The organism is Aquisalimonas lutea (assembly GCF_030409225.1).
Taxonomy (GTDB): domain Bacteria; phylum Pseudomonadota; class Gammaproteobacteria; order Nitrococcales; family Aquisalimonadaceae; genus Aquisalimonas; species Aquisalimonas lutea.
Genome location: NZ_JAUFPK010000001.1, coordinates 1,913,566 through 1,938,634 on the forward strand (window position 1 = coordinate 1,913,566; position 25,069 = coordinate 1,938,634).

24 protein-coding genes are annotated in these 25,069 nt (G+C 70.7%); 16 read left to right on the forward strand and 8 right to left on the reverse strand.

Translation table 11 applies throughout. From position 1 onward, the window contains the following. Nucleotides 1-586 (reverse strand): DsbA family protein (locus tag QWY84_RS08935; protein WP_290202235.1); only part of this gene is annotated, 586 nt, incomplete at its 3' end. Between the two features lie 252 nt (nucleotides 587-838). Here QWY84_RS08935 and QWY84_RS08940 point away from each other — a divergent pair. Both QWY84_RS08940 and QWY84_RS08945 read left to right on the forward strand, forming a co-directional pair. Beyond that, complete coding sequence (locus tag QWY84_RS08940; protein WP_290202236.1) at nucleotides 839-1,582, forward strand: bactofilin family protein; 744 nt, start codon at nucleotides 839-841, stop codon at nucleotides 1,580-1,582. A gap of 44 nt (nucleotides 1,583-1,626) precedes the next feature. Continuing rightward, complete coding sequence (locus QWY84_RS08945) at nucleotides 1,627-2,229, forward strand: hypothetical protein (RefSeq protein ID WP_290202237.1); 603 nt, start codon at nucleotides 1,627-1,629, stop codon at nucleotides 2,227-2,229. 16 nt (nucleotides 2,230-2,245) lie between these two features. Here QWY84_RS08945 and nudC read toward each other — a convergent pair whose 3' ends face one another. Together nudC and QWY84_RS08955 are read right to left on the reverse strand one after the other, a co-directional pair. After that, nucleotides 2,246-3,088: an NAD(+) diphosphatase gene (nudC, locus tag QWY84_RS08950; protein WP_290202238.1), complete on the reverse strand. Its 843-nt coding sequence runs from the start codon at nucleotides 3,086-3,088 to the stop codon at nucleotides 2,246-2,248. A gap of 124 nt (nucleotides 3,089-3,212) precedes the next feature. After that, nucleotides 3,213-3,683, reverse strand: coding sequence for a flavodoxin family protein (locus QWY84_RS08955; RefSeq protein ID WP_290202239.1), 471 nt, complete (start codon nucleotides 3,681-3,683; stop codon nucleotides 3,213-3,215). A 149-nt stretch (nucleotides 3,684-3,832) separates the two neighbouring features. On the opposite strand from QWY84_RS08955, the gene QWY84_RS08960 reads away from it, so the two are divergent. Both QWY84_RS08960 and QWY84_RS08965 read left to right on the forward strand, forming a co-directional pair. Beyond that, nucleotides 3,833-4,714, forward strand: a complete 882-nt coding sequence (locus QWY84_RS08960) for a DMT family transporter (protein ID WP_290202240.1) — start codon at nucleotides 3,833-3,835, stop codon at nucleotides 4,712-4,714. 5 nt (nucleotides 4,715-4,719) lie between these two features. Next, the gene (locus QWY84_RS08965) at nucleotides 4,720-5,391 is read left to right on the forward strand and encodes a GIY-YIG nuclease family protein (protein ID WP_290202241.1); all 672 of its coding nucleotides are present in this window, start codon (nucleotides 4,720-4,722) and stop codon (nucleotides 5,389-5,391) included. Here QWY84_RS08965 and pckA read toward each other — a convergent pair. Then, entirely contained in the window at nucleotides 5,377-6,993 is a 1,617-nt protein-coding gene (pckA, locus tag QWY84_RS08970; RefSeq protein ID WP_290202242.1) for a phosphoenolpyruvate carboxykinase (ATP), read from the reverse strand. The two genes, QWY84_RS08965 and pckA, sit on opposite strands and share 15 nt — an antisense overlap. A gap of 189 nt (nucleotides 6,994-7,182) precedes the next feature. Next, nucleotides 7,183-8,391, reverse strand: a complete 1,209-nt coding sequence (locus tag QWY84_RS08975) for a M24 family metallopeptidase (RefSeq protein ID WP_290202243.1) — start codon at nucleotides 8,389-8,391, stop codon at nucleotides 7,183-7,185. A 114-nt stretch (nucleotides 8,392-8,505) separates the two neighbouring features. Here QWY84_RS08975 and QWY84_RS08980 point away from each other — a divergent pair, with 114 nt between their 5' ends. Continuing rightward, nucleotides 8,506-8,970, forward strand: a complete 465-nt coding sequence (locus QWY84_RS08980; RefSeq protein ID WP_290202244.1) for a hypothetical protein — start codon at nucleotides 8,506-8,508, stop codon at nucleotides 8,968-8,970. A 49-nt stretch (nucleotides 8,971-9,019) separates the two neighbouring features. Here the strand turns inward: QWY84_RS08980 and QWY84_RS08985 are convergent, their stop codons facing one another. Next, complete coding sequence (locus QWY84_RS08985; RefSeq protein WP_290202245.1) at nucleotides 9,020-9,415, reverse strand: DoxX family protein; 396 nt, start codon at nucleotides 9,413-9,415, stop codon at nucleotides 9,020-9,022. 163 nt (nucleotides 9,416-9,578) lie between these two features. Here QWY84_RS08985 and QWY84_RS08990 point away from each other — a divergent pair, with 163 nt between their 5' ends. After that, nucleotides 9,579-10,046 carry a GlcG/HbpS family heme-binding protein gene (locus QWY84_RS08990; RefSeq protein WP_290202246.1) on the forward strand — a complete coding sequence of 156 codons (468 nt, stop codon included), beginning with the start codon at nucleotides 9,579-9,581 and terminating at the stop codon, nucleotides 10,044-10,046. Here the strand turns inward: QWY84_RS08990 and asd (QWY84_RS08995) are convergent. Next, nucleotides 10,013-10,981 (reverse strand): archaetidylserine decarboxylase, encoded by a 969-nt coding sequence (gene asd, locus QWY84_RS08995; RefSeq protein ID WP_290202247.1) that lies wholly within the window; start codon nucleotides 10,979-10,981, stop codon nucleotides 10,013-10,015. The genes QWY84_RS08990 and asd (QWY84_RS08995) overlap by 34 nt on opposite strands. Continuing rightward, on the reverse strand, nucleotides 10,968-11,615 hold the full coding sequence (locus QWY84_RS09000; RefSeq protein WP_290202248.1) for an SCO family protein: 648 nt from the start codon (nucleotides 11,613-11,615) through the stop codon (nucleotides 10,968-10,970). The genes asd (QWY84_RS08995) and QWY84_RS09000 overlap by 14 nt, the downstream gene beginning before the upstream one ends. Nucleotides 11,616-11,723: 108 nt before the next feature. On the opposite strand from QWY84_RS09000, the gene prmB reads away from it, so the two are divergent. From prmB to truA, 10 genes are all read left to right on the forward strand, one after another. Beyond that, nucleotides 11,724-12,659 (forward strand): 50S ribosomal protein L3 N(5)-glutamine methyltransferase, encoded by a 936-nt coding sequence (gene prmB / locus QWY84_RS09005; protein ID WP_290202249.1) that lies wholly within the window; start codon nucleotides 11,724-11,726, stop codon nucleotides 12,657-12,659. Nucleotides 12,660-12,688: 29 nt separating this feature from the next. Beyond that, nucleotides 12,689-13,801, forward strand: a complete 1,113-nt coding sequence (aroC, locus tag QWY84_RS09010; protein WP_290202250.1) for a chorismate synthase — start codon at nucleotides 12,689-12,691, stop codon at nucleotides 13,799-13,801. Nucleotides 13,802-13,804: 3 nt separating this feature from the next. Further along, the gene (locus tag QWY84_RS09015) at nucleotides 13,805-14,986 is read left to right on the forward strand and encodes an MFS transporter (protein ID WP_290202251.1); all 1,182 of its coding nucleotides are present in this window, start codon (nucleotides 13,805-13,807) and stop codon (nucleotides 14,984-14,986) included. Nucleotides 14,987-15,714: 728 nt separating this feature from the next. Next, nucleotides 15,715-17,118, forward strand: a complete 1,404-nt coding sequence (leuC, locus tag QWY84_RS09020; RefSeq protein ID WP_290202252.1) for a 3-isopropylmalate dehydratase large subunit — start codon at nucleotides 15,715-15,717, stop codon at nucleotides 17,116-17,118. Nucleotide 17,119: 1 nt separating this feature from the next. Then, nucleotides 17,120-17,761: a 3-isopropylmalate dehydratase small subunit gene (leuD, locus tag QWY84_RS09025; protein WP_290202253.1), complete on the forward strand. Its 642-nt coding sequence runs from the start codon at nucleotides 17,120-17,122 to the stop codon at nucleotides 17,759-17,761. Nucleotides 17,762-17,798: 37 nt separating this feature from the next. Next, nucleotides 17,799-18,878 (forward strand): 3-isopropylmalate dehydrogenase, encoded by a 1,080-nt coding sequence (leuB, locus tag QWY84_RS09030; RefSeq protein ID WP_290202254.1) that lies wholly within the window; start codon nucleotides 17,799-17,801, stop codon nucleotides 18,876-18,878. Nucleotides 18,879-18,924: 46 nt separating this feature from the next. Beyond that, complete coding sequence (gene asd, locus QWY84_RS09035; RefSeq protein WP_290202255.1) at nucleotides 18,925-20,037, forward strand: aspartate-semialdehyde dehydrogenase; 1,113 nt, start codon at nucleotides 18,925-18,927, stop codon at nucleotides 20,035-20,037. Nucleotides 20,038-20,303: 266 nt separating this feature from the next. Then, entirely contained in the window at nucleotides 20,304-23,270 is a 2,967-nt protein-coding gene (locus QWY84_RS09040) for a FimV/HubP family polar landmark protein (RefSeq protein ID WP_290202256.1), read from the forward strand. A gap of 9 nt (nucleotides 23,271-23,279) precedes the next feature. Beyond that, entirely contained in the window at nucleotides 23,280-23,978 is a 699-nt protein-coding gene (locus tag QWY84_RS09045) for a CbiQ family ECF transporter T component (protein ID WP_290202257.1), read from the forward strand. Nucleotides 23,979-24,252: 274 nt separating this feature from the next. Next, nucleotides 24,253-25,041 (forward strand): tRNA pseudouridine(38-40) synthase TruA, encoded by a 789-nt coding sequence (gene truA / locus QWY84_RS09050; protein WP_290202258.1) that lies wholly within the window; start codon nucleotides 24,253-24,255, stop codon nucleotides 25,039-25,041. Nucleotides 25,042-25,069: the final 28 nt, after the last annotated feature.

The following is a 25,069-nucleotide window of genomic DNA, read 5'->3' on the forward strand; positions in this document are numbered from 1 at the left end:
CCGCGGCGCCGCCGAGGGCGCCGGCGACGAAGGCCAGGCGGTCCGCTCCCCACCACAGCCGGTCGTCGAGCATGAACGTCGGCACCCCGAAGGCCCCCCGATCCAGGGCTTCATCGGTGGTGCGCTCCAGGGCCGCGCGGCTCTCGGTGGCCGTGATCACGCCCGGGTCCACGCCGTGGTCGTCCGCGAGCCGGCGGAGCAGGCCTTCGTCATCCAGCGGCTTGCCGCGCTCCCAGGTAGCGCTCAAGAGGCCGTGCAGGAGGCCGGGGCGCGCGGGGTCGGGAGCGCCGGCGAGCAGCTGCTGGGCCGCCGTGCTCTCGGTGACCGGCCGGTCCAGCGGTCCCCGCAGGTGAACGCCGGCGTCCTCGGCCTGGCGGTGGGTATCCCGGTGATGGAGCTCGCGCTTGCTGGCGGGCCACGCCTGCTCGGGCTGCGACGGCAGGCGCTGGCGCTCGTACATGCGCGCCAGCGACACCGGGCGGAGGACGAGCTCGTGACCGGTCTCCCGGGCCAGCGTACCGAGGCGGGCAGCGGCGACGGCGACCTGCGGGCAGATCACGTCGAAGAACCATTCCAGTCGTGCCATGACCGTCTCCACTGTTGCCGGTCGTGGTTGTCCGCACGGCGTGCATCATACGGCTGATCGCGCGTTGTCTTCTATCCTTTCGGGACCGGGACACGCATGACCTGTCGTCGTGGGGAAACAGTTATGGGGGCATGGTTCCCGGGCGTATTCTCCTGACAGGACGCGATTGGCGGGTACAGGCGCAATCGCGGCGGACCGCCGGCCCGTGGGCCGGCGATGCCAGGGCAACATACCCAAGGGGAGGAGCATGCCATGGCCATGTTTGATATGGGACGCCGCGGCAGCGGCAGCGAGCACGAGCGGGAACTCGAGGACGAGGCCCTGTCCGACAATGCCGGAGTCGGCCCCGTGGCGCCGGACTGGGAGGCGCCCGGAAAGGCGGGCGTGCGCAGCCGGGAGGCGGCGGTCATCGGGCCGTCCATCCATATCGACGGCACCCTCAAGGGCGAGGAGGATCTGCTGATCGAGGGCCGCGTGACGGGAACGGTGCAGCTGCGCGAGCACAGCCTGACCGTCGGCTCCAAGGGACAGGTCGAGGCCAATGTCTACGCCCACACCATCATGGTGGAAGGGCAGGTGGACGGCGATCTGTACGGCTCCGAGCGCGTCGGTGTCCGCAGCTCCGCCCGTGTTCGCGGGAACATCACGGCGCCGCGGGTGAGCCTGGAAGACGGTGCCCGGTTCAAGGGGGCCATCGAGATGGATCCCGAGGCGGTGGAAGCGGCCCTCGGCACGCGCGGGAAGGCGGACGCGAAGGCCGGGGCCGAGCCAGGCACCGGTGCGGGCCGCGCTTCCACGGCCGGGCCGGGAGCGTCCGCCACGGGTGCGGAAGCCTCGTCCGGCCAGGCCTCGTCCAGCCAGGGCAGTCCGTCCCCGTCCGCCGGCGGCCAGAGTGCCGGGAAGACGGCCGCCGGAGGTGCCCAGAAGGGGGCGAAGGAGTCGGGAGAGCCGGCGTCGGGCGGCAAGGAGCGCAATGCCGGCAGCGGCAGCTCCTGAATCCGGAGGACAGTCCGCCGTGACCGTCCGGAGGGGCGCGTTCCGTGAGCCGCGATAGTACGTCGCCCGCCGCGGTGGGCCATGAAGCCTTTGCAGCCCCTCTCCTGGCCGGGTGTCTCGGCCGCCTGGAGGCCGGGGAGCGTCTCGAGGTGCTGGACCTGGGGCCGCCGCGCGCGGCCAACGTGGCCCATCTCAGCCGCTACCGCTGCCGGCTCGGCATCGCCGACGCGCTGGCGGAGCTGCCGGCACTGGCCGGCGGGGACGCCGCGTCCGCGGCGCCGGAGATCGAGGCCATCCTGCCGGCATCACTGTTTGCCGGGGCCCAGCTCGTGCTGTGCTGGGACGTGCTGGAGTACCTGCCGGAGCAGGGGATTCGCATGCTGGGCAATCATCTCCGGGATCTCGCGCGCCCCGGCACGGAGCTGCACGCCCTGGTCGCCTACGGCACCTCCCGCGTGGCGACGCACCCTACGGGCTACGAGCTGGTCGCCGAGGGCGTCCGGCCCGCGCCGGCCGGGGCCGATGACCCCGGCCGGACGCCGCGGCGGATCAGCAGCGGCGAGCTCCAGCGGCTGCTGCCGGACTGGCAGCTGGAGCGCTCGGTGCTGCTCCGTAACGGCTTGCAGGAGTATCTGTTCCACACCTGAGCCGGCCGGCGGCGCCTCAGCGGTGCGTGTCGACAAACCAGCGGATCAGCTGACCGGCAATGGACATCTCGCCGGGCACATCGGGCAGGGCGTCGGGCCGGTACCAGCCGGCATCCAGGATCTCGTCGCCGTCCACGCGGATCTCGCCGCCGGCGTGGTCGGCGATGAACGCCACCATCAGGGAGTGGGGGAAAGGCCACGGCTGGGAGCCGAAGTACCGGATGTCGCGTACTTCCAGCCCGACCTCCTCGCGTACCTCCCGGCGAACGCAGCCCTCCAGGGTCTCCCCGGGCTCGGCGAAGCCGGCGAGCACGCTGTAGAAGCCTTCGGGATAGCGCGGCGAGCGTGCCAGAAGGAGCTCCCGGCCGCGCCGGACCAGCGCCATCATCGCCGGCGTGACCCGCGGGAACTGGGTGTGGCCGCAGCGCGGACAGATCCGTGCCCGTTGATCCGGCGCGTGTTCCGTGGGTGTCCCGCAGCGGCCGCAGAAGCGGTGATTCCGGTCCCACTCCAGGATCTGGTACGCGCGCCCGGCCAGCAGGAACAGGTCCGTGTCCATGCGGCCGTGCAGGCGGTACAGGTTGCGCTCGATGATCTCCTCGCCCGCCGCCGGGACGTCACCGGTCACCTCGGCGGCATGACAGGGAACGCCGTCGAGATAGCCCAGGAAGTGTGGTGCGGGCGCGTCGCCGGCGCGCGGGTCCGCAGGCCCGTACAGGGGCCGCAGCCGGCGCTCGTCGACGCGGGCGAGGAGCATGTCCCGGCCGCGGAACAGAAACCACCATCCGGGGGCCACCGGTGCGGTCGGTACGATCGCCGGCTCGAACCGGCGCTGGTGCTCGAAATCGGGTATTTCCACAGGGGCATCCTGGTCGTGGGATGGACTTGGCCGTCGACGCTCCGCGCGGTCACCGCGGGGCGTGTCGACAGGCCCTACGAATTCAACCCGACACCGTCACCTTCTGGCAAGGGACCGACAGCCACTACAGGATGCCGGCATCCAGGCCGGCCGCCATGTACAGGCCCAGCTCCTCGCAGTCCTCGACGAACTGCTCCTGGAAGGTACCGCGGCACAGCAGGGGCTCCTGGGCCGGCTGCCAGCGCAGGCCGGTGACGATGCTCTCCACGGCCCGGCGCGTCCCGGTGCCGTCGCGCCCGGCGCGGATGTAGAGCGCGTACGGCAGGCCCTGGGTCTCCTCCAGGCATGGGTAGTAGATGCGGTCGAAGAAGTCCTTGAGGGCGCCGCTCATGTATCCCAGGTTCTCGGTGGTCCCGAGGATGACGGCGTTGGCCCACAGGACGTCGTCGGGTCCGGCTTCCAGCGGCGGGACGTGGCGCGCCTCGACGTTATCGACGTCCGGGTGCCGGGCTCCGCGCAGCACGGCATCCACCAGCTTGCGGGTATTGGGGGAGGGCGCGTGGGCCACCACCAGCAGGTGCTTGCTCTCGCTCATGGGCTTGTCCCCGTTGTGATCGCGGCGCGGTCCCTTCAAGGTACTAACCTTTCGGGACCCATTGCCAGGTCGCAGAAGCACGCGGGAATTAGTCAGCGTTTCCTTAAAGCTTCGTCCGGTCGGGCAGACAGGGGTTCCAAGGAGGGCTGGTGGCGAACGAGACCAAGGCGACATTGCTGGCCCTCGGGGCCGTCCTGCTCTGGTCGACGGTGGCCAGTGCGTTCAAGCTGTCCCTGAACTACCTCACCCCGGTCCAGCTTCTCGCCTGGGCCAGCCTGGTGTCCCTGGTCACCCTGGGCGTGCTGCTGGCCGCCACCGGCCAGCTGCGGGCGCTGCGCGCCACCCGGCCCGCGGATGCGGCGTATTCCCTGGCCCTGGGCGTGTGCAACCCGTTCCTCTACTACGTGGTGCTGTTCGAGGCCTACGACCGGCTGCCCGCGCAGGAGGCCCAGCCGCTGAACTACACCTGGGCGTTCACGCTGGCGCTGCTGTCCATCCCCCTGCTGCGCCAGCGCCTCAGCCGCTGGGACGTCATCGGCGGTGTCATTGCCTACGGCGGCGTGTGGACCATCGCCACGCGGGGGCAGGTGCTGGCGGTGGAGTTCGCCAACCCGGCCGGGGTGGCCCTGGCCCTGGGCAGCACCGTGCTCTGGGCACTGTACTGGATCGGCTCCACCCGCGATCACCGGCCGCCGCTGGTGGCCCTGTTCAGCAACTTCGCCGCCGCGGCGCCGGTGGTGGTGATCGCCTGCGCCCTGACCGACGGCATGGCGATCACGCAGTGGCAGGGCCTGGCGGGTGCCGCCTACGTGGGCATGTTCGAGATGGGGCTGGCGTTCGCCCTGTGGCTCAGCGCCATGCGCCTGACCCGCAGCGCCGCCCGCATCGGCAACCTGATCTTCCTGTCGCCGTTCCTGTCCCTGGTATTCATCCGCATCCTGGTGGGGGAGGCGATCATGGCGTCGACAGTGGTCGGCCTGGCGCTGATCGTCGCCGGGCTGGTTCTCCAGCAGACGCTGCGGCGGGCGTAGACGCCGTGGGTTCCGGACACGAGCGCCCGTCACGCACCCCCGCCGGGCACGCGCTTGCGCTGCCCCGGGCCGGGGGGACCTACGTGCTGGTACTGCGGCTGGAGCGGGGCTGCGTGTGCCGGGTCGGCCGCCTGGGCGAGGTCGCGTTTCCGCAGGGCACCTACTGCTATGTCGGCAGCGCCTTCGGCCCCGGCGGGCTGCGGGCGCGGCTGCAGCGTCATGCGCGGCCGCCGGGGCGCTGTCACTGGCATGTGGACTACCTGCGCGCGGTCGCCGAGGTGGCCCGGGCGTGGTTCCTCCCGGGCCCCCGGCGTCACGAGCACGCCTGGGCCCGTGCACTGGCGGCATCGTCGGCGCTGGAGCTGGCCGTGCCCCGGTTCGGGGCGTCGGACTGTGACTGCCCGGGGCACCTGTTCCGCGCCACCGGCGCAGGTGAGCTGGAGGCGCCGCCAAGGCGCGTTGCGCCGCGCTGTACTGGCGGTACAGTCAAGCAACGCAACGCCGGCTGCGCTCGCGCTGCTCGGCCCCGAAGGGCGCTCCCCAGCGGCGTTGTGGTCTGCGTTGGCATTCTTGTAAATGGCGACGGCCATTCACGGCGAATGCCGCCTTGCCACAACGCCGCTGTGGAGCGCAGAGGCACGCGGGAATGGTTCAGCGTTTCCTTAGGCGGTGCCTGAGCGTGCCCGGCCTCCCGCCCGCGGCGCGCGCGGTCCGGCGGCCAGGAGCTCGTCGCTGGCCTGGTCGGCGTAGGCGCGGAAGTTCTCCTGGAACAGGCCGGCGAGGTGGGCGGCCATGTCGCGGTACGCGGCCTTGTCCTCCCAGGTGTTCTCCGGAATCAGAACCTCCGAGGGCACCCCCGGGCAGCTGGTCGGCACGGCCACGCCGAACACCGGGTCCGTGACGGTATCGACCTCCGCCAGGGAGCCGTCATGGATGGCGTCGATGATCGCCCGCGTGTGCGCCAGGCTCATGCGCTGCCCCTGGCCGTAGGGGCCGCCGGTCCAGCCGGTGTTCACCAGCCAGACCGAGGCGCCGCTGCGGCGGATGCGCTCCGCCAGCAGATCGGCATAGCGGGTGGGATGCCAGACCAGGAACGGGGCGCCGAAGCAGGCGGAGAACGTCGCCTCCGGCTCGGTGACGCCCACCTCGGTGCCGGCGACCTTGGCCGTGTAGCCGCTGATGAAGTGGTACATGGCCTGGGCGGCGTTCAGGCGGCTCACCGGCGGCAGGACGCTGAAGGCGTCGCAGGTGAGGAAGATGATGTTCGACGGCGTGCCGCCGACGCAGGGGATCTTGGCGTTGTCGATGAACTCCACCGGATAGGAGCAACGGGTGTTCTCGGTGAGGCTGTTGTCGTGGTAGTCCACCTGGCGGGTCTCGGGATCGTGGACCACGTTCTCCAGGATGGCGCCGAAGCGGATGGCATTGTAGATGTCCGGTTCCGCCCTGGGGTCCAGGTCGATGACCTTGGCGTAGCAGCCGCCCTCGATGTTGAACACGCCGCTGTCGGTCCAGCAGTGCTCGTCGTCGCCGATGAGCCGCCGCCGCGGGTCCGCCGAGAGGGTGGTCTTGCCGGTGCCGGACAGCCCGAAGAACACGGACACGTCGCCCTCCGGCCCCTCGTTGGCGGAGCAGTGCATGGACAGCACGCCCTGGCGCGGCATGATGTAGTTCATGATGGTGAACACGCCCTTTTTCATCTCGCCGGCGTATTCCGTGCCCAGGATCACGAAGGCGCCGGACTGTAGGCACAGGCTGACGCTGGTGCCGGAGCTCACCCCGGCGACGCTGTCATCGGCGCGGGCCCGGCCGGCGTTGTAGATGACATAGTCCGGCTCGCCGAACGCGGCCAGCTCGTCCCGCGTGGGGCGGATCAGCATGTTGTGCATGAACAGGGCATGGTAGGCGCGCTCGCAGATGACGCGGATCTTCACACGGTAGTCCGGGTCCCAGCCGGCGTAGCCGTCCACCACGTACAGCTGCCGGCAGGAGGACAGGTGCTCGCAGGCCTGCCGGCGCAGGCTGCGGAAGCTGTCGTCCTCCAGGCCGATGTTGACGTTGCTCCACCAGACATCGTCCATGATGTCCGGGTGCTCCACCACGCGCTTGTCGCCGGGGCTGCGGCCGGTCTTGTCGCCGGACTGCGCGATCAGGGCGCCGGCGGCGGAAATGGCGCTGCCTTCCTCGTGGGCCAGCGCCTCCTCGTAGAGGCGCGCGGGTGCGGGATTGCGCAGGACCCGGGACGCATGGATATCGTGCTTCTCAAGGGTGAAACTCACGTGCCTGTCCTCCTCGTACATACGGGCCCGCGGCGCGCTACGCGCTCGCGGTGCAGCTGCGGCCGGAGCAGCGCACACCCGTCCGGATTCCGGAACCGATCAGGCCGGCATCATACACGACTGGAGGTAAATCACCGAGAGTCGGGGCCACCTCCAAGACGGCCGGGTCAGTGTCCGACTCGTATGAGATCAGGCAAAATCCGACGAGCTCGGGTTACCGGACACCAGGCTCCAGTCGTTGTGGGTGAGCGGCTCCGCGGCGCCGCTCGCGCAGACCCGCACGGTCTCGCTCATGCCGATGCCCCAGCGGCCGGGCAGGCGCAGGCACAGCGGCAGGTGGAAGACCATGTTCTCCCGGAACAGCACGTCCTGATCCCGGGCGATGAATCCCGTCCCCTCGACCCACGACGGCGGGAAACCCGCCCCCACGGTGTAGCCGAAGACACCGGAGAAGAACGCCTCCCGCTCCAGGGGGACCAGCGCCGCCTCGGCGGCCCGCGCGGCGGCATCGAAGCTGATGCCCGGCTGCATGTTCTCCACCAGGGCCGTGTAGATGGCGCGGCAGGTGTCGGCGACCCGCTCCATGTCGGCGTCCGGGGTGCCGCACACGCGGGTGCGCATCTGCGGGGCGGTGTAGCGGCGCACGCTGGCGCCGAACTCCATGAACACCGGGTCGTCGGCTGCGACGGTGCGCCCGTTGTGGTTGGCGTGGATCACGCTGCTGCGCACGCCGGTGGTGACAATGGGCTGCATGCTCATGAACTCGCTGCCGCCGGCGAGCATGGCCCGGGCCCCTTCGGCGGCGATGGTGCTGTCGCTGACGCCGGTCCGGACGACGGCGACGGCGGCATCCAGGCCCGCCTGCGTAAGCCGGGCGCTTTCCCGCAGGCACTCCAGCTCGGCGGTGCTCTTGACCCGCCGGATGGGCGGCAGCAGGTCGGCGGCGTCGTGGAAGCGGCACTCCGGGCGCGCTTGCCGGAGCCCGTCCAGGAGGCCGGCGCGCAGGCCCGGCTGCCACGGGTCGTAGCCGATCTCGCGGCTGCCGGCGATGAGGTCCGCCAGCGGCGCCAGGGGCCCGCCACTGTCCTCCCAGCGGTAGCCCATGAGATCGCTGACGCGGGTGCAGACCACCGCCGGCCCGGTCTCGATGGACGGCACCTGCAGCGCCGTGTAGCCGGGACCGAGGGCCAGGCAGGCGTGCACGGAGACCTCGAAGGTGTTGTAGCCGGTGAGATAGTAGATGTCCGCCGGCGCCGTCAGCAGCAGCACGTCCAGGCCGCGGGCCGCCATGGCCTGACGTACCTTCTCCTCGCGGCGATCCAGCTCGTCCGCGGAGAAGGGGACCTCGCTGCCGGCCAGGCCGTCCCGCAGCGTTCGCCGGTAGGTGTTGTAGTCCATGTCGCCCCCGCCGTCGGCAATCGCTGAATGATGGCTAAAGCCTACGCGCGCGGGAGGGCATCCGGGAAGGCGAGTGTGGCAGAATCCGCCGGGAAGCAACGCGAGGTCCCGTGCATGAACGAACCGTCGACGAGCGCGATCAACACCGCACCCCCGCGGCAGCTCCCGTGGCTGCACGCGGTCTTCTCGCTGGTGGCCGCCGGCCTGCTCTACGCACCGTTGCTGCATCTCGGCGACGGCGGGGTGCTGACCCTCATGGACCTGGGTGCCGGCTGGACCCTGGCCAGCCTGGTGCTGCTCATGCTCCTGGCCCTGGCCTCGGTGCTGCTGATGGTCGCCGACCGGGTGAGCTGGATCCGCCTGCTGTCGGTGGACATGCTGGTGCTGGTCGCCCTGCTGCCCGTGGTGCTCGGCGTGGTGGTGCGCTGGGAGGTGCCCGCGGCGGGGGTGGCCGGGTTCGCCTGGGGGTTCTGGGCGGCCATCGTCCTGGTGCTGCTGCGCCTGCCCCTGAGCGTGTGGATCCGCATGCACGCGGCCCGGGCGCAGGGGGGCGTGCGCGGCGGCCGCGGAGAGGGCTAGCGCCGGCTTGCGGGATGCCCCGGGGGCCGCAACCCCCGGGGGCGACCGATCAGCGGCCGTTCAGCCCGATCCGGCCCGGGCCGAGAAGGAGGATCACCACCGCGCTCATCAGGAAGAAGGCCTGGAGCTCGATGGCCCAGCCGCCGTTGCCCCCGAGGGCGAAGATCTCGTGGGCGTGGACCAGGAACAGGGCGAAGAGCATGTTGATGATGATCAGAACGGCGCCGATGCTGCAGTACCAGCCGACGATGACCATCAGCGGCGCCAGGATCTCGCCGAGGTAGACCCCGAACGCCAGCCATTCGGGCAGGCCGGCACCGGCCAGCATGCCCTGGATACCGCCGATGCCGTCGATGAACTTGTGCAGGCCGTGGGGCAGGAGCAGCAGGCCCAGGGTGAGCCGCAGCACGAGCTTGCCGAGCTGGTCGTTCTGCAGAAAGGCCATGACGTCGTCCTTCCGTTGGTTTGCGTTGTACCGGTTCCCCGAGAGTGTCCCCGAGCGGCGCGCCGCTGTCGAGTGGCTGGCATTCGGCGCCCGGATCTGGTGCCATGTGACACCCTTTTCAGCGTTTCCTTAAGTCCTTTCCATTCCGTGGAGGAGCCCTGCAATGCCTGCAGACGTATACAAGCTGACCGTGACCCTGCCCCTGGAGCAGGCCCGCACCATGATCCGCGAGACCCTGGCCGAGGGGCACCGGCGCGGGTTGCAGCCGCTGACGGTGGTGGTGCTGGACGCCGGGGGCCATATCGTCTCCCTGGACCGGGAGGACGGCTCCGGCATCCGCCGGATGGAAGTCGCCCGGGGCAAGGCCGGGGCCGCCCTGGGGATCGGCATCGGCAGCGGCGTCGTGGGCGAGCGCAACCAGGGCCGGGACGCCTTCCTCGCCAGCGTCGCCTCCGCCTCCAACGGCGAGTTCGTGCCGGTGCCGGGCGGCGTACTGGTGCTGGATGATGCCCAACGCATCGTCGGCGCCGTGGGGGTCAGCGGCGACGCCTCGCCGGAGGACCAGGCCTGCGCCGTCGCCGGCATCGAGGCCGCGGGCTACGGCGCCGGCCTGGACGCTGCCGGGGGCTGATCCCCGCGCGTGTTCGCCTGGTACGTGCCCAGGGGCTGGTTCACGCGCACGGGGTCGTCGGCCGACCAGGCCGGGTCCCAGTGCACGGTCTCCGGCGGGAACGCCACGATGACCGTCGAGCCCATGTTGAACCGCCCCATCTCCTCGCCCCGTGCCAGGCGGACGGCGCCCGGCTCGTAGCGGCGCTCGGTGATGGTGCGCCCGCGGGGCGGGGTGACCTCGCCGGCCCAGACGGTGGCGATGCTGGCGACGTTGATCGCGCCCACGAGCACCACCGCCATGGGCCCCCGGGCGGTGTCGAACAGGCACGCCACCCGCTCGTTGCGCGCGAACAGGCCGGGAATGGTGCGCACCGTGTGCCGGCCGACGCTGAACAGCCGCCCGGGGACGTGGGTCATGGCCCGCAGCTCGCCGTCCGCCGGCATGTGGACGCGGTGGTAGTCCGCCGGCGACAGGTAGATGGTGGCGAAGGTGCCGTTGCGGAAGGGCGCGGCCCGGTCGGCATCGCCGCCGAGCAGCGTGGCCAGGGAGTAGAACCGGCCCTTGGCCTGGATCAGGCGGTCGTCGTCGAGCCGGCCCAGCGCGCTCAGGGCGCCGTCCGCCGGGGCGCACACGGCATCGGCTGCGGCCGGCATGGGCCGGGCATCCGCGCGCAGGGCCCGGGTGAAGAAGCTGTTGAAGTCCGGATAGGCGTCCGGGTCCGGCTCCCGGGCCTGGGACATGTCCACGCCGAAGCGGCGGATGAACCAGCGCGTCAGCGGCCGCCGAATCCATGCCCGGCGGCTGCGGGTGAGGCGGTGGACGAGTCGCGAGACGGCATGGTGGGGCAGGGGATACAACGGCAGGGACTTCAGGTAGTCCGCGATCCCCGCTTTTCCCGCGAGATAGCGATCCGTTCCCGTCCCGGAAGGCCCCGCCGGCTCAGGAGGCGCCATGGAATTCCAGGATCCTGGCCAGGTCCCGGCTCATCTCCGGGGGCCGGTGGGGTGAGCTGAACAGCGCCTGGAAGCGGCCCTCCGGGTTGATCAGCAGGATCGCCGTGCCGTGGTCGACGGCGTAGTCATCGCCGTCGCCGTCGTCGTGGCGCTGGTGGCTGATGCCCAGATCTGCGGCGAGGACGTCGATCTCGCTCAGGGGGCCGGTGACGCCGATGAAGTCGTCCCGGAAGCTGGTGACATAGCTCTCCAGGCGTGCCGGCGTATCCCGGGCGGGATCCACCGTCACGAACACCGTCTGCAGGTTCGCGCCGAGGCCGTCCTCCTCCAGCAGGGCATGCACGCGGCTGAGCTTGCCCAGGGTGGTGGGGCAGATGTCCGGGCAGTGGGTGAAGCCGAAGAACATCAGCGTCCACCGGCCCTCGAGATCCTCGCCGGTGAACGGCTCACCGCGGTGGTTCACGAGCTGGAAATCGGTGACGGCGCGGCCGTCTTGCAGATAGGTGGCGTTGAGCTGCCCGCCATCCAGTGTTGACGGCGTGAACAGGCTGCCCGCGGCCCACACGCCGCCGAGCAGCAGGCCGGTGGCGACCAGGATGCCGGCGATGGTGACGGGAATCCGGGAGGTCTTCATGGTGCCCGATTTTCGCATACAGGGCCGGGCGGGGAAATCGCGCGCCGGCATGAACCGGCCCGGTTCGGTTATCATGGGCGGCCGATACCACGGTTGGGAGCCCGTTGCATGCTCGATACCCGCGAAGCGCTGGAGCAGCTGCACACCCTGCACGATTACGTGCGCTGGGGCGCGAGCCGCTTCCGCGAGGCCGGCCTGGTCTACGGCCACGGCACCGACAATGCCCTGGACGAGGCGGCGGCCCTGGTGCTGCATACACTGCACCTGTCGCCCACCATTCCGGAGCCGTACTGGCAGGCGCGGGTTACCCGCAGCGAGGGCGAGGCCATCCTGGCGCGCATGCAGCGGCGCATCGACGAGCGCCTGCCGGTGCCCTATCTCACCCACGAGGGCTGGTTTGCCGGGTTGCCGTTCTACGTGGACGCCCGGGTGCTGGTGCCGCGCTCGCCCATCGCCGAGCTCGTCGACAACGGCTTCGCGCCGTGGCTGGACCCGGACGCGGTGGAGCGCGTGCTGGATCTCGGCACCGGCAGCGGCTGTATCGCCATCACCTGTGCCCTGACCTTCGACCACGCCGAGGTGGATGCCTCGGATGTCTCCGCCGACGCCCTGGAGGTGGCGCGCATCAACGTCGCGCGCTACGGCCTGGAGCGGCGCGTCCACCCGGTGCGGGCGGACGTCTTTGAGGGATTGCCCGCGGAGCGGCGCTACGACCTGATCGTCGCCAATCCGCCGTACGTGGATGCGGCCGACATGGACCGCCTGCCGCCGGAGTACCGGCACGAGCCCAGCGAGGGCCTGGCGGCGGGCGACGACGGCCTGGACGTGGTCCGCCGCGTGCTGGCCGGGGCACCGGAGCGGCTCGCCGAGGGCGGCCTGCTGGTGGTGGAGGTGGGCAACAGCGCGCCGGCGGTCGAGGCCGCCTGGCCGCAGGTGCCGTTCACGTGGCTGGAGTTCGAGCGCGGCGGGCACGGCGTGCTCGCCCTGACATCCGCCGAGGTGACGGCGTACGCTGCGGCATTCCGCGCCGCATCCGATACCTGAGCGCATCAACCATTCAGGAAGTAACCCGCATGTCCGGAAACACCATCGGCAAGCTGTTCCAGCTCACCAGCTTCGGCGAGAGCCACGGGCCGGCGCTCGGCGCCGTGGTGGACGGCTGCCCGCCGGGGCTGGCCCTGTCGGAGGCCGATCTCCAGCGCGACCTGGACCGGCGGCGTCCCGGCACCTCCCGCTATACCACGCAGCGCCGGGAGCCGGATCAGGTCCGCATTCTCTCCGGCGTGTTCGAGGGCTATACCACCGGCACGCCCATCGGGCTGCTCATCGAGAACACCGACCAGCGCTCCCGGGACTACTCGGAGATCGCCAATACCTTCCGGCCCGGGCACGCGGACTACACCTACGTGCAAAAGTACGGCGTGCGCGACTACCGCGGCGGCGGCCGCTCGTCCGCCCGGGAGACGGCCATGCGCGTGGCCGCCGGGGCCATCGCCAAGAAGTGGCTGGCGCAGCGTTACGGCGTGCACATCCGCGGCTACCTGTCGCAGCTCGGGCCCATGGAGCTGGCGCTCAAGGACTGGCAGGCGGTGGATGCCAATCCCTTCTTCTGCGGCGACCCCGAGCGGGTGCCGGAGCTGGAGGCGTACATGAACCAGCTGCGCCGGGACCTGGATTCCGTGGGCGCGCGGGTCACGGTCCTTGCCGAGGGCTGTCCGCCCGGGTGGGGCGAGCCGGTATTCGACCGCCTGGACGCGGACCTGGCCGGGGCGCTGATGAGCATCAACGCCGTCAAGGGCGTGGAGCTCGGCGCCGGGTTCGCCTCGGTGGCGCAGCGGGGCAGCGAGCACCGCGACGAGATCACGCCGGACGGCTTTCTCGGCAACAACGCCGGCGGCGTCCTGGGCGGCATCTCCACGGGCCAGGACGTGGTCGCGTCCATCGCCCTGAAGCCCACCTCCAGCATCGTCACGCCGGGGCGTTCCATTGATACCGCGGGCAGTCCGGTGGAGGTCTCGACCAAGGGCCGCCACGATCCGTGCGTGGGCATCCGCGCCACGCCCATTGCCGAGGCGATGATGGCACTGGTGCTCATGGATCACGCCCTGCGCCACCGGGCCCAGAACGGCGATGTCGAACCGCCGTTCCGCCCCGTGCCCGCGGAGCCCGGCCGCCGGGGCGAGTAGGCCATGGCCGGCGGGCTTCCCTACTGGCGGCTGTCCGCCTTCTACGCCTGCTTTTTCGCCGTGCTGGGCGGGCTGGCGCCCTACCTGGGCCCGTACCTGAATGCCCGCGGCTTCTCGGCCGCCGAGATCGGGCAGCTCATCGCCATTCTTCATGCCACCAAGATCGTCGCCCCCAATGTCTGGGGCCTGATTGCGGACCGCACGGGCCGGCGCATGACGGTGGTGCGCTTCGGTGCCCTGGCGGCGCTGGTGAGCTTCGCGGGCCTGCTGCCGGGCGGCGGCTTCTGGTGGCTGGCGCTGGTCATCGCGCTGTTCAGCTTTTTCTGGAACGCGGCGCTGCCCCAGTTCGAGGCCAATACCATGAACCACCTGGGGCAGGGGGATCACGGCTACAGCCGCATCCGGCTGTGGGGCTCGGTGGGGTTCATCGTCTCGGTGGTGGGCTTCGGCGAGCTCATCGACCGCTTCGGCGTGACCATCCTGCCGTGGCTGCTGCTGGTGCTGTTCGCCGGGCTGTGGGTGTCCAGCCAGATGGCGCCCGAGGCGCGGCAGGCCCCCGGCCGCCAGGTGAGCGATCCCATTCTGCGGGTGCTGTTCCGGCCGGACGTGATCGGTTTCTTCCTGGCCTGCTTTCTTCTCAAGGCCAGCCATGGCCCCTATTACGCGTTCTTCAGCATCTACCTGGAGGAGACGGGCTACAGCAGCAGCATGATCGGCGTGCTGTGGGCGGTGGGCGTGGTGGCGGAGATCGTGCTGTTCCTGGTCATGCATCGCCTGCTGCCGCGCTTCGGGGCGCGGGTGCTGATGACCGCGGCCATGTGCCTGTCGGCGCTGCGCTGGGTGCTCATCGCCCTGGCGCCGCAGCTCCTGCCGGTGCTGCTGTTCGCCCAGACGCTGCACGCGGCCTCGTTCGGCGTCTACCACGCGGTGGGCATCGCCCTGGTGAACCGCTATTTCGTGGGTGCCAACCAGGGCCGCGGCCAGGCGCTTTACAGCAGCATCACCTTCGGCGCCGGCGTGGCCGCCGGGAGCCTGGCCAGCGGCCTGCTCTGGGATGTCGTCGGCGGCAGCGCCACCTTCTACCTGGGCGCCCTGGTTGCCGCACTGGCCGGCGTCGTCGCCGTGGCCAGCTTGCCCGGGCGGGCGGCGGAAGAGCAGCAAGCGGTCATGGCCCAGGGGCGGTAGGGCTCGCGGTAGGGTCGGATCGAGGTGTTGGCGATGCCGTTGGGGCTCCGGAGCTCCGCTTACGGTACCCGGCTTCGGTTGAAGCCGGGTACCTACCCTGCGCTCCGGCCTGGCCGAGCGACAGCACGTCCCTGTGCTGACGCTCGGTTGCTTCATCCCTGAAGCAACCCCTTCGGGGCCGGGCGGCCTGCGCTCCGGCGCTGCGCAAGTCGCCCCAACGGCATCGCCAACACCTCGATCCGCCGAGGCTCCGACGCCGTGGGGCTCGCGGTAACCTGCGGGGGACTGCCGACGGCAGCCCTGGGGTGAACCTTTAGATTCGTCGAGACCGGGCATGGCAGACGGGAAACGGCGAGTCGCTGCCCGTCAGATCCCGGGTCGGGGGCATTGGGGTGGGCGACTAGCGTAGCGCCGGAGCGCAGGCCGTCCGGCCCCGTCAGGGGTGGCCGCAGGGACGCGGCCACCGGCTGTCAGCACAGGGATGTGCTGTCAGCCGGCCAGGCCGGAGCGGAGGGTAGGAAGCCAGCATTGCCGGCAATGCTGGCTTCCGTAAGCGGAGATCCGGAGCCCACCCCAATGCCCCCGACCCGGGATCTGACCCCTCGAAAGGCACTTGACCTGCACGAGCCGACACCTCATCTACCGATACAGCGGAGGATCCGAATCCGTTATACTTACGGGTTGGAAACGGGTTCAGGCGTGGTTTCGCCACCATCGGGTGAGTACATATGGCAGGCAGGACACTCTACGAGAAGCTCTGGGATGATCACGTCGTTCGTGACAACGAGGACGGTACCTCGCTTCTGTACATCGACCGCCAGCTGGTCCACGAGGTGACCTCGCCCCAGGCGTTCGAGGGCCTGCGCCTGGCTGGCCGGCAGCCCTGGCGCACCGACGCCAACCTGGCGGTGGCCGACCACAACGTGCCCACCACCGACCGCCGCGGCGGCATCGCCGATCCCGTCTCGCGGCTGCAGGTGGATACCCTGGACGACAACTGCCGGACCTACGGCATCACCGAGTTCGGCATGAACGACCCGCGGCAGGGCATCGTGCACGTCATCGGCCCCGAGCAGGGCGCGACCCTGCCCGGCATGACCATTGTCTGCGGCGACTCCCACACCTCCACCCAGGGTGCCATGGGCGCCATGGCCTTCGGCATCGGCACCTCCGAGGTGGAGCACGCGCTGGCCACGCAGACGCTGGTGCAGCAGAAGAGCAAGACCATGCTCATCAGCGTCGACGGTGAGCCGGGCCCCGGCGTGACCGCCAAGGACATCATCCTGCACATCATCGGCACCATCGGCACCGCTGGCGGTACCGGCTACGCCATCGAGTACGGCGGCTCGGCGGTGCGCAACCTGTCCATGGAAGGGCGCATGACCATCTGCAACATGTCCATCGAGGCCGGCGCCCGGTGCGGCATGATCGCGGTGGACGATACCACCATCGACTACATCGCCAACCGGCCCTTCGCCCCCACAGGCGAGCAGTGGGAGCAGGCCGTGGCCTACTGGAAGACCCTGCACAGCGATCCGGACGCGGCCTTCGACCGGGTGGTGCACATCGACGCCGCGACGATCCAGCCCCAGGTCTCCTGGGGCACGTCGCCGGAGATGGTCGTGCCCATCCACGGCAGCGTGCCGAACCCGTTCAAGGAGACCGACGAGGCCAGGCGCACCGCCTACGCCCGCGCGCTGGAGTACATGGGCCTCGAGCCCGAGACGCCGATGACCGATATCTGGCTGGACAAGATCTTCATCGGCTCCTGCACCAACGCGCGCATCTCCGATCTGCGCGAGGCCGCGCGCGTCGTCGAGGGGCGCCGCATCGCCGACAACATCAAGCTGGCCATGGTGGTGCCGGGCTCCGGCCTGGTGAAGAAGCAGGCCGAGGACGAGGGCCTGGACCGGGTCTTCAAGGAGGCCGGCTTCGAGTGGCGCGAGGCGGGCTGCTCCATGTGCCTGGGCATGAACCCGGACCAGCTCTCGCCCGGCGAGCGCTGCGCGTCCACGTCCAACCGCAACTTCGAGGGCCGGCAGGGCCAGGGCGGCCGGACCCACCTGGTGAGCCCCGCCATGGCGGCGGCGGCGGCCGTGGCCGGTCACTTCGTCGACGTCAGGGAATTCTGAGATGGAACCGTTCCGACAGCACAAGGGGATCGTGGCGCCGCTGGAGCGCGCCAACGTCGACACCGACGCCATCATCCCGAAGCAGTTCCTCAAGTCCATCAAGCGCACCGGCTTCGGCGACAACCTGTTCGACGAGATGCGCTACCTGGACCATGGCGAGCCGGGCCAGGATTGCAGCCAGCGGCCGAAGAACCCGGATTTCGTCCTCAACCGGGAGCCGTACTGCAACGCCACCGTCCTGCTGGCCGGGCGCAACTTCGGCTGCGGCTCGTCCCGGGAGCATGCCCCGTGGGCGCTGAAGGACTTCGGCTTCCGGGTGCTCATCGCCCCGAGCTTCGCCGACATCTTCTACAACAACTGCTTCAAGAACGGCCTCCTGCCCGTGGTGCTGCCGGAGGAGACCGTGGAGCGGCTGTTCCGGGCGGTGGAGGCCGAGCCCGGCTATCAGCTGGCCGTGGATCTGCCGGCGCAGACGGTGACCACGCCGTCCGGGGAGGTCCTGGCGTTCGACATCGACGGCTTCCGCAAGCACATGCTCGAGCAGGGACTGGACGAGATCGGCCTGACCCTGCAGCACGCCGACGCCATCCGCGCCTACGAGGAGCGCCGCCGGCGGGAGGCGCCGTGGCTGTTCCGGGCGTGATCCGGAGCTAACCCATCCACCGATACGAGGCCCGCGCATGACCCGCAAGGTACTGGTACTCCCCGGCGACGGCATCGGTCAGGAGATCGTCGCCGAGGCCGTCAAGGTGCTGGAGCACCTGCGCAGCCGTTGCGGCCTGGACGTGGCCGTCGAGCACGGGCTCATCGGCGGCGCCGCCGTCGATGCCCACGGCGCGCCGCTGCCGGAGGAGACACTGACCCGGGCGCGGGCTGCGGACGGGATTCTCCTGGGGGCCGTGGGCGGGCCGCAGTACGATACCCTGGATCGCCCCCTGCGCCCGGAGCGCGGGCTGCTGGCCATCCGCTCGGAGCTGGAGCTGTTTGGCAACCTGCGGCCGGCGATCCTGTATCCGCAGCTGGCGGCGTCGTCCGCGCTCAGGCCCGAGGTGGTCGCCGGGCTGGATCTCATGATCGTGCGCGAGCTCACCGGCGGCATCTACTTCGGCGAGCCCCGCGGCATCCGCACGCTGGACAACGGCGAGCGGCAGGGCTACAACACCCTGGTCTACAGCGAGTCGGAGATCGAGCGCATCGGCCGGCTGGCCTTCGAGACTGCGCGCAAGCGCAGCGGCCGCCTGTGCTCCGTGGACAAGGCCAACGTGCTCGAGGTCACCGAGCTCTGGCGCGAGGTCATGGACCGGCTCGCCGCCGACTACCCGGACGTCGAGCTGTCCCACATGTACGTGGACAACGCCGCCATGCAGCTGGTGCGCTCGCCCAAGCAGTTCGACGTCATCGTCACCGGCAACATGTTCGGCGACATTCTCTCCGACTGCGCGGCCATGCTGACGGGCTCCATCGGCATGCTGCCCTCGGCCTCCCTGGATCGCCACGGCCGCGGCATGTACGAGCCGGTGCACGGCTCGGCGCCGGATATCGCCGGGCAGGACAGGGCCAATCCGCTGGCGACCATTCTCTCGGTGGCCATGATGCTGCGTTATTCTCTCGGTGAGGGCGCGCTGGCGGACCGGGTGGAGCGCGCCGTCGGGCGCGTGCTGGACGACGGGCTGCGCACCCCGGACATCGCCGCCGAGGGCGCCCGGACGGTGGGCACCCGCGCCATGGGCGATGCCGTGGTGCAGGCCCTGGACGACTGATGAGTACACGGGCGGACCGCCGCCCTCTCGCGAACGAGGTGAAGTGATGAGACGCGTTGGATTCGTAGGCTGGCGGGGCATGGTCGGATCCGTGCTCATGCAGCGGATGCGCGAGGAGGGCGATTTCGCCGATATCGATCCGGTGTTCTTCACCACCTCCCAGGTGGGGCAGCCGGGCCCCGATATCGGCAGGGACGTGCCCGCGCTCAAGGATGCCCGCGACATCGCGGCCCTGAGCGAGATGGAGGCCATTGTCACCTGCCAGGGCGGCGACTACACCGAAGCGGTCTACGCGGACCTGCGCAACAGCGGCTGGAACGGCTACTGGGTGGATGCCGCCTCCACCCTGCGCATGGCGGATGACAGCATCATTGTGCTGGACCCGGTGAACGCCGACGTCATCCGCCAGGGCCTCGCCGACGGGGTGAAGACCTACGTCGGCGGCAACTGCACCGTCAGCCTCATGCTCATGGGCATCGGCGGGCTCCTGCGCGAGGGCCTGGTGGAGTGGATCAGCCCCATGACCTACCAGGCCGCCTCGGGCGCCGGCGCCCAGAACATGCGCGAGCTGATCGCGCAGATGGGGCATCTGCGCGACGCCGCCAGCGCCGAGCTCGCCGACCCCGGCAGCGCCATCCTGGAGCTGGATCGCAAGGTGACCGAGGCCCTGCGGGACGACGGCTACCCCAGCGAGCACTTCGGCTACCCGCTGGCCGGCAGCCTGCTGCCCTGGATCGACAAGAAGCTGGACAACGGCCAGAGCAAGGAGGAATGGAAGGCTGGGGTGGAGACCAACAAGATCCTCGGGCGCAGCCACGATCCCGTCCCGATCGACGGCATCTGCGTGCGGGTGGGGGCGATGCGCTCCCATGCCCAGGCGCTGACCATCAAGCTCACCCGGGATGCGCCGCTGGACGAGATCAGCACCATCATCGCCGAGTCCAACGCCTGGGCGCGGGTGGTCCCCAACGACAAGGAGGACACCCTGCGGGAGCTGACCCCGGCGGCGGTGACCGGGACGCTGAACGTGCCCGTGGGGCGGCTGCGCAAGCTCGCCATGGGCGGCGAGTACCTGGCGGCCTATACCGTCGGCGATCAGCTTCTCTGGGGCGCCGCTGAGCCGCTGCGCCGCATGCTGCGCATCCTGCGCGAAGGCTGAGCGTCCGCATCCGGTGCCGCCGGATCGGGTCCGGCGGCACCGGCGGGTTTGAAATTCCGCGTACTGGCGGCTAGTCTCCCTTCACCGTGTAGCCGCCGGCAATGCTGTTGGCCGGGACACTGGTGACCGCTTTCGCTGCACATGCAAAGTCGCAGAATGGGAACGGTCGCACAGACTTGTTGCAGGGATAAGAAACACAATCGCAAGGGCTGACGGCCCCGCCGGGCAACTTTCTGGCCGATCGGTCCATCGATTAAGGGAATGCCATGGCTCGCAGACTGGTTCGCATCGCGGCGCTCACCACCGTATTTGCTCCCTCCTTCGCAGTGGCGCTCGGGCTGGGGTCCATCGAGACCGAATCGGCCCTGAACGAGCCCCTGGAAGCCCGGATTCCGCTGCAATCCGCGGATGTCGAGGAAGTCCGGACCCTGAACGCGACGCTCGCGTCACCGGAGGCCTTCGACCGTGCCGGCCTGGAGCGCCCGTTCACGCTCTCCCGCCTGGAGTTCGAGGTGGTCACCGAGGGCGTGCGGGAGCCCTATCTGGCGATCCGTACCTCCGAAGCGGTCCGCGAGCCGTTCCTGGCGTTCCTGGTGGAGCTCAACTGGGCCGGCGGCCGGCTGATCCGCGAATACACCATGCTGCTGGATCCGCCGGTCCACTCGCCGGAAGAGGAATCCGGGGCCGCGGTGGCCGAAGGGGATGCGCCGTCCGATGCCCGGTCCCGGGAGGGCGAAGGGCAGCCCAGTGCCACCGCCGGCCGCAGCCGCCCGGAAGATGTCGCCGAGGCGGGCGCACCGCAGCAGATCGAGGTCCGCAGCAACGACACCCTGTGGGAGATCGCCGAGGGGGCTCGCCCCGATGACGGCGTCAGCGTCCATCAGATGATGATGGCCCTGCTGGAGGCCAACCCCGAGGCATTCACCAACGGCAACGTGAACAATCTGCGTGCAGGGGCGGTCCTGCAGGTGCCGGACCGCGAGGAAACCCAGGTGCTCAGCGCCGGCGAGGCGCGCCAGCGGTTCGCCGCCCAGGTCGAGGCCTGGCAGAGCGGCCGTGCGCCCGAGCCGTCCCAGGAGCCGCCGCAGGAAGAGCAAGTCGCCGAGGAGACGCCCGAGCCCGGCGAGGGCCGCCTGGAAGTCGTGGCCGCCGGCGAGACGTCCGGGAGTAATGCCACCGCGTCGCTCATGGAGGACGATCTCGAGGCGACCCCCGAGAACGTGGAACGGCTCCAGTCGCAAGTCGCCGCCCTGCGCGAGAGTGAAGCCTCCCTGCGTTCCGAGAACGAGGAGCTGCGTCAGCAGACCGATGAGCTCATGGAGCGTGTCGAGGCCCTCGAGCGGACCCTGGATATCCAGGTGGAGGGCGCGGTTCCGGGCATGCCGGATGCCGCCGGCGAGGACGAGCCGGAACTGGCGCAGGGCCAGGACGATGCGTCCGCCGACGAGGCCGACGCGGCAGCGTCCGCCGATGACGCAGAGGGTGCAGCTTCCGACGCCGAGGCGGCAGCCTCCGCGGACGCGGCGGATGCCCCGGACATGGCCGCGGCGGAAGAGGCCGGCGGCCAGCCCGGCGATACCGCCGCGGACACGGCGGCAGACGACGGCGAAGCGGCTTCGGATGAGGCGGCCATGGCGTCGGCCGACACCACGGACGAGGCCGCGGAAGAAGGTGCTGCCAGCGCCGGTGACGGCGCCGATGAAGAGGCCGCCGACACGGAACAGCCGACCGAGGAGGCCGCCGCGGAAGAAGAGACGGCCGCCGCCGGGGAGGAAGAGCCGGCGGAGGCCGCCACCGGGACCACCAGCGGTCCTCTGGCGGCGCTGTGGCAGAATCCGCGGAGTCTCGGCCTGGGTGCGGCGGGTGTGCTCGCCCTGTCCGTGCTGGCTCTGCTCGTGGTGCGCCGCCGCCGCAATGCGGCCGAGGACGCCTCGGCCAGCGTCGCCGCCGCCTCTGAGCTGGATGAAGCGGCGGCGCAATCCATCGGCGTACCGGCGGAGGAGGCCGGGCAGCCGGCTGCCGGCGAGGAATCGACGGCGCAGGACGCTCCCACGGAGCCCCGCGGCGATGTCGACCCGCTGGAGGAGATCGAGGTCTACATGGCCTACGGCCGCTACGACCAGGCCCGGGATCTCCTGGCGACGGCCGTCGCCGGCGAGCCGGAGCGCAAGGACCTGCGGCTCAAGCAGCTCGAGATCCACGCCCTCACCCACGACCGCGGCGGGTTCGAGACGGACGCCCAGGAGCTCTACGCCCTGGTGGATGGTCCCGATGATCCCGTGTGGCAGCAGGCGCGGGAGATGGGGCGCGAGATCGCGCCGGAGCACCCGCTGTTCGCCGAGGATGGCGGCAACCTCCGGAGTCCGGCCATGGCGAGCGAGCCGGCCCCGGCCGTAGCGGAGGAACCCGTCGCGTCGCCGGAGACGGTGGAGCCCGCCTCCGGCGGGGCCGCTGCCGACGAGGCGACGGACGAGGATGATTTCGGCGATCTGGACTTCAGCCTCGACGACACCGACGAGGCGCCCGCCGGCGCCCCCGCGGCGGCCCGCGAGGAGCCGGCTCCGGCCGAGGGTGAGGGCGACGCCGACGACGCGTTCAGCCTGGACTTCGACCTGGAGGACTTCCAGGCGCCGGCAGGAGGCGACGAGGCGGCGCCGGCGGCGGACGAGAGCGCCGCGGCGCCGGCCGCGGAGGAGCCGGCTGACGACGACTTCTCCCTGGACTTCGAGGCCTGGGGGACGGATACGTCCTCCGAAGAGGCGCCCGCAGCCGGGGAAACGGCCGAGGCGGACGAGGCCACCGAGGACGACGACGATGCGCCCACCTACAGCCTCGATGACCTGGACCTGGGTGGCGAAGACGATGCCGAGGCCGAGGAAGAGGGGCTGCGCTACGACGGCCTGCCGGAGTCCGACGCGGAGGCGTCCGCGGGGGACGATGATCTCTCCTTCGCTGCCGATGATGCGCCGGGCGAGGAGCCCGGCGAGACAGAGGCGGAGGTGGCCCAGCCGGTGGAACAGGAGGCGTCGGCCGGCGGCGAGCAGGATGCCGACGACGCGGACGACGACCTCTTCGATGCCGGCGACGAGAACAGCACCAAGCTGGACCTGGCCCGGGCCTACCTGGACATGGGCGACAGTGAGGGCGCCCGGTCGCTGCTGGACGAGGTGATCCAGGAAGGTTCCGACGAGCAGAAGGCCGAGGCCGAGTCCCTGTACGATCAGGCGCGCTGATCCGGGGGCGTGGCCCGTCCCCGGATGCACGTCCACCCTGCGGTCCGGCTGCTCTGGCTGGTATGCCTGGCCGTGGCGCTCGCGCGGCCGGGCGCCTGGACGTTTGCCGCCTGCCTGCTCGGCATCGGCCTCGTCTGGGCCCGGGCGCGACCGGCGCCCGGCACGGTGCTCCGCGGCCTGTGGCGGCTGCGCTGGTTCCTGCTGATCCTGCTGGTGTTCTACGCCTGGCTGACGCCGGGCACGCCCCTTTTCGCCGGTGCCCCCGCGCTGCTGCCCACCGTGCAAGGGCTCGCCCAGGGCGGCGAGCGCCTGCTGGCGCTGATCCTGCTGGTGGTCGCCGTACAGCTTCTGCTCGTGACCACGTCCCGGGGCGTGCTGGTCGCCGCGCTGCACTGGTGGCTGCGTCCGCTGGAGGCCCTGGGGGTATCGGCGGACCGCGTAGCGCTGCGGCTGGTGCTGGTCCTGGAGGCGGCGCCCGCGCTGCGGGAGCGTATTGCCGCGCTGTCCCCGCGCACCGCTGGTGACGGGTGGCGGCAGCGGCTGTCCGCCTTCGCGGCGGAGGTGTTCGCGGATGTCCTGCGTACCGCCGAGCATGCCCCCCTGACGCCGGTGCGTGTTCCCGTGCTGCCGCCGGTGAGGCTGTGGTCCGTCGCGCTTCCCGTTATCCTGTTGGCCGGACTGATCATGATCGACTCTAGGGCCTGTTAACACTTCCCGCGGTCGTCGCGTTGCTGCCCGCAATCGCGCGGGGCAAGGCGCGAGGAGCGACGTTTAGCAGGGCCTAAATGAGCGACGAGCAACGCCGCCCGGCGCGATTGCGGGCGCAACCCGAAGGGCCGGGGCCATTTTGCCGCAATGCGGCGTTGCGCTTCGCTTACGTAGTGGTGCTACGCTGCGCTCACCGCGCCTAGCCTTGCGGCAAAATGGCCGCCGGCGCGGCGATCGCGGAAAGTGTTAACAGGCCCTAGGAGATCGCGGCACGGTGACTGGGGTACGGGTTGCCATGGGCGTGGAATACGACGGCACACGCTATGCCGGCTGGCAGGAGCAGCGCCACGCCGACACCATCCAGGCGCACGTCGAGCGGGCCCTCGGCCGGGTGGCCGACGAGCCCGTGCGGGTGGTGTGTGCCGGTCGCACCGATGCCGGGGTCCACGGCGTCGGCCAGGTACTCCACTTCGATACCCGCGCGCGCCGCGACCCGCACGGCTGGCGCCTCGGCGGCACCACCTACCTGCCGGACGACATCGCGCTGACCTGGGCGCGGGAGGTGCCGGCGGAGTTCGATGCCCGGCGCAGCGCGCTGCAGCGCCACTATCGCTACGTGATCCTCAACCGCCCGGTGCGGCCGGGCTGGCTGCACGGCCGCGTGGCCTGGACCTGGAAGCCCCTGGATGCCGACCGCATGCAGGCGGGCGCCGGCTACCTCCTGGGCGAGCAGGATTTCACCTCGTTCCGGGCGGCGGCCTGCCAGGCGCCGCACGCCCGGCGCGACGTGACCCGCCTGGAGGTGACGCGTGCCGGCGATCTCATCTACCTGGATGTCTCCGCCAACGCCTTTCTCCACCACATGGTCCGCAATATTGCCGGTACACTGATGACCGTGGGCAGCGGCGAGCGCGAGCCCGAGTGGGTGCGGGACGTGCTGGCGGCACGGGACCGGACCGTCGGCGGCATGACGGCGCCGGCCGCGGGCCTGTACATGGTGGCGGTGGACTACCCCGAGCGGTTCGGGCTCCCGGCGCCGCCCGCGCCGCCGCGCTTTGCGTGACTCCGGCGTGGGGGTTACTATCAACTGC

Bases quoted from the DNA above. Each gene is read 5' to 3' on its own strand.
- QWY84_RS08940 (WP_290202236.1), top strand. From the start codon at position 839: ATGGCCATGTTTGATATGGGACGCCGCGGCAGCGGCAGCGAGCACGAG.
- QWY84_RS08955 (WP_290202239.1), bottom strand. From the start codon at position 3,683: ATGAGCGAGAGCAAGCACCTGCTGGTGGTGGCCCACGCGCCCTCCCCC.
- QWY84_RS08975 (WP_290202243.1), bottom strand. From the start codon at position 8,391: ATGGACTACAACACCTACCGGCGAACGCTGCGGGACGGCCTGGCCGGC.
- QWY84_RS08980 (WP_290202244.1), top strand. From the start codon at position 8,506: ATGAACGAACCGTCGACGAGCGCGATCAACACCGCACCCCCGCGGCAG.
- QWY84_RS08985 (WP_290202245.1), bottom strand. From the start codon at position 9,415: ATGGCCTTTCTGCAGAACGACCAGCTCGGCAAGCTCGTGCTGCGGCTC.
- QWY84_RS08990 (WP_290202246.1), top strand. From the start codon at position 9,579: ATGCCTGCAGACGTATACAAGCTGACCGTGACCCTGCCCCTGGAGCAG.
- asd (WP_290202247.1), bottom strand. From the start codon at position 10,981: ATGGCGCCTCCTGAGCCGGCGGGGCCTTCCGGGACGGGAACGGATCGC.
- QWY84_RS09000 (WP_290202248.1), bottom strand. From the start codon at position 11,615: ATGAAGACCTCCCGGATTCCCGTCACCATCGCCGGCATCCTGGTCGCC.
- prmB (WP_290202249.1), top strand. From the start codon at position 11,724: ATGCTCGATACCCGCGAAGCGCTGGAGCAGCTGCACACCCTGCACGAT.
- aroC (WP_290202250.1), top strand. From the start codon at position 12,689: ATGTCCGGAAACACCATCGGCAAGCTGTTCCAGCTCACCAGCTTCGGC.
- QWY84_RS09015 (WP_290202251.1), top strand. From the start codon at position 13,805: ATGGCCGGCGGGCTTCCCTACTGGCGGCTGTCCGCCTTCTACGCCTGC.
- leuC (WP_290202252.1), top strand. From the start codon at position 15,715: ATGGCAGGCAGGACACTCTACGAGAAGCTCTGGGATGATCACGTCGTT.
- leuD (WP_290202253.1), top strand. From the start codon at position 17,120: ATGGAACCGTTCCGACAGCACAAGGGGATCGTGGCGCCGCTGGAGCGC.
- leuB (WP_290202254.1), top strand. From the start codon at position 17,799: ATGACCCGCAAGGTACTGGTACTCCCCGGCGACGGCATCGGTCAGGAG.
- asd (WP_290202255.1), top strand. From the start codon at position 18,925: ATGAGACGCGTTGGATTCGTAGGCTGGCGGGGCATGGTCGGATCCGTG.
- QWY84_RS09040 (WP_290202256.1), top strand. From the start codon at position 20,304: ATGGCTCGCAGACTGGTTCGCATCGCGGCGCTCACCACCGTATTTGCT.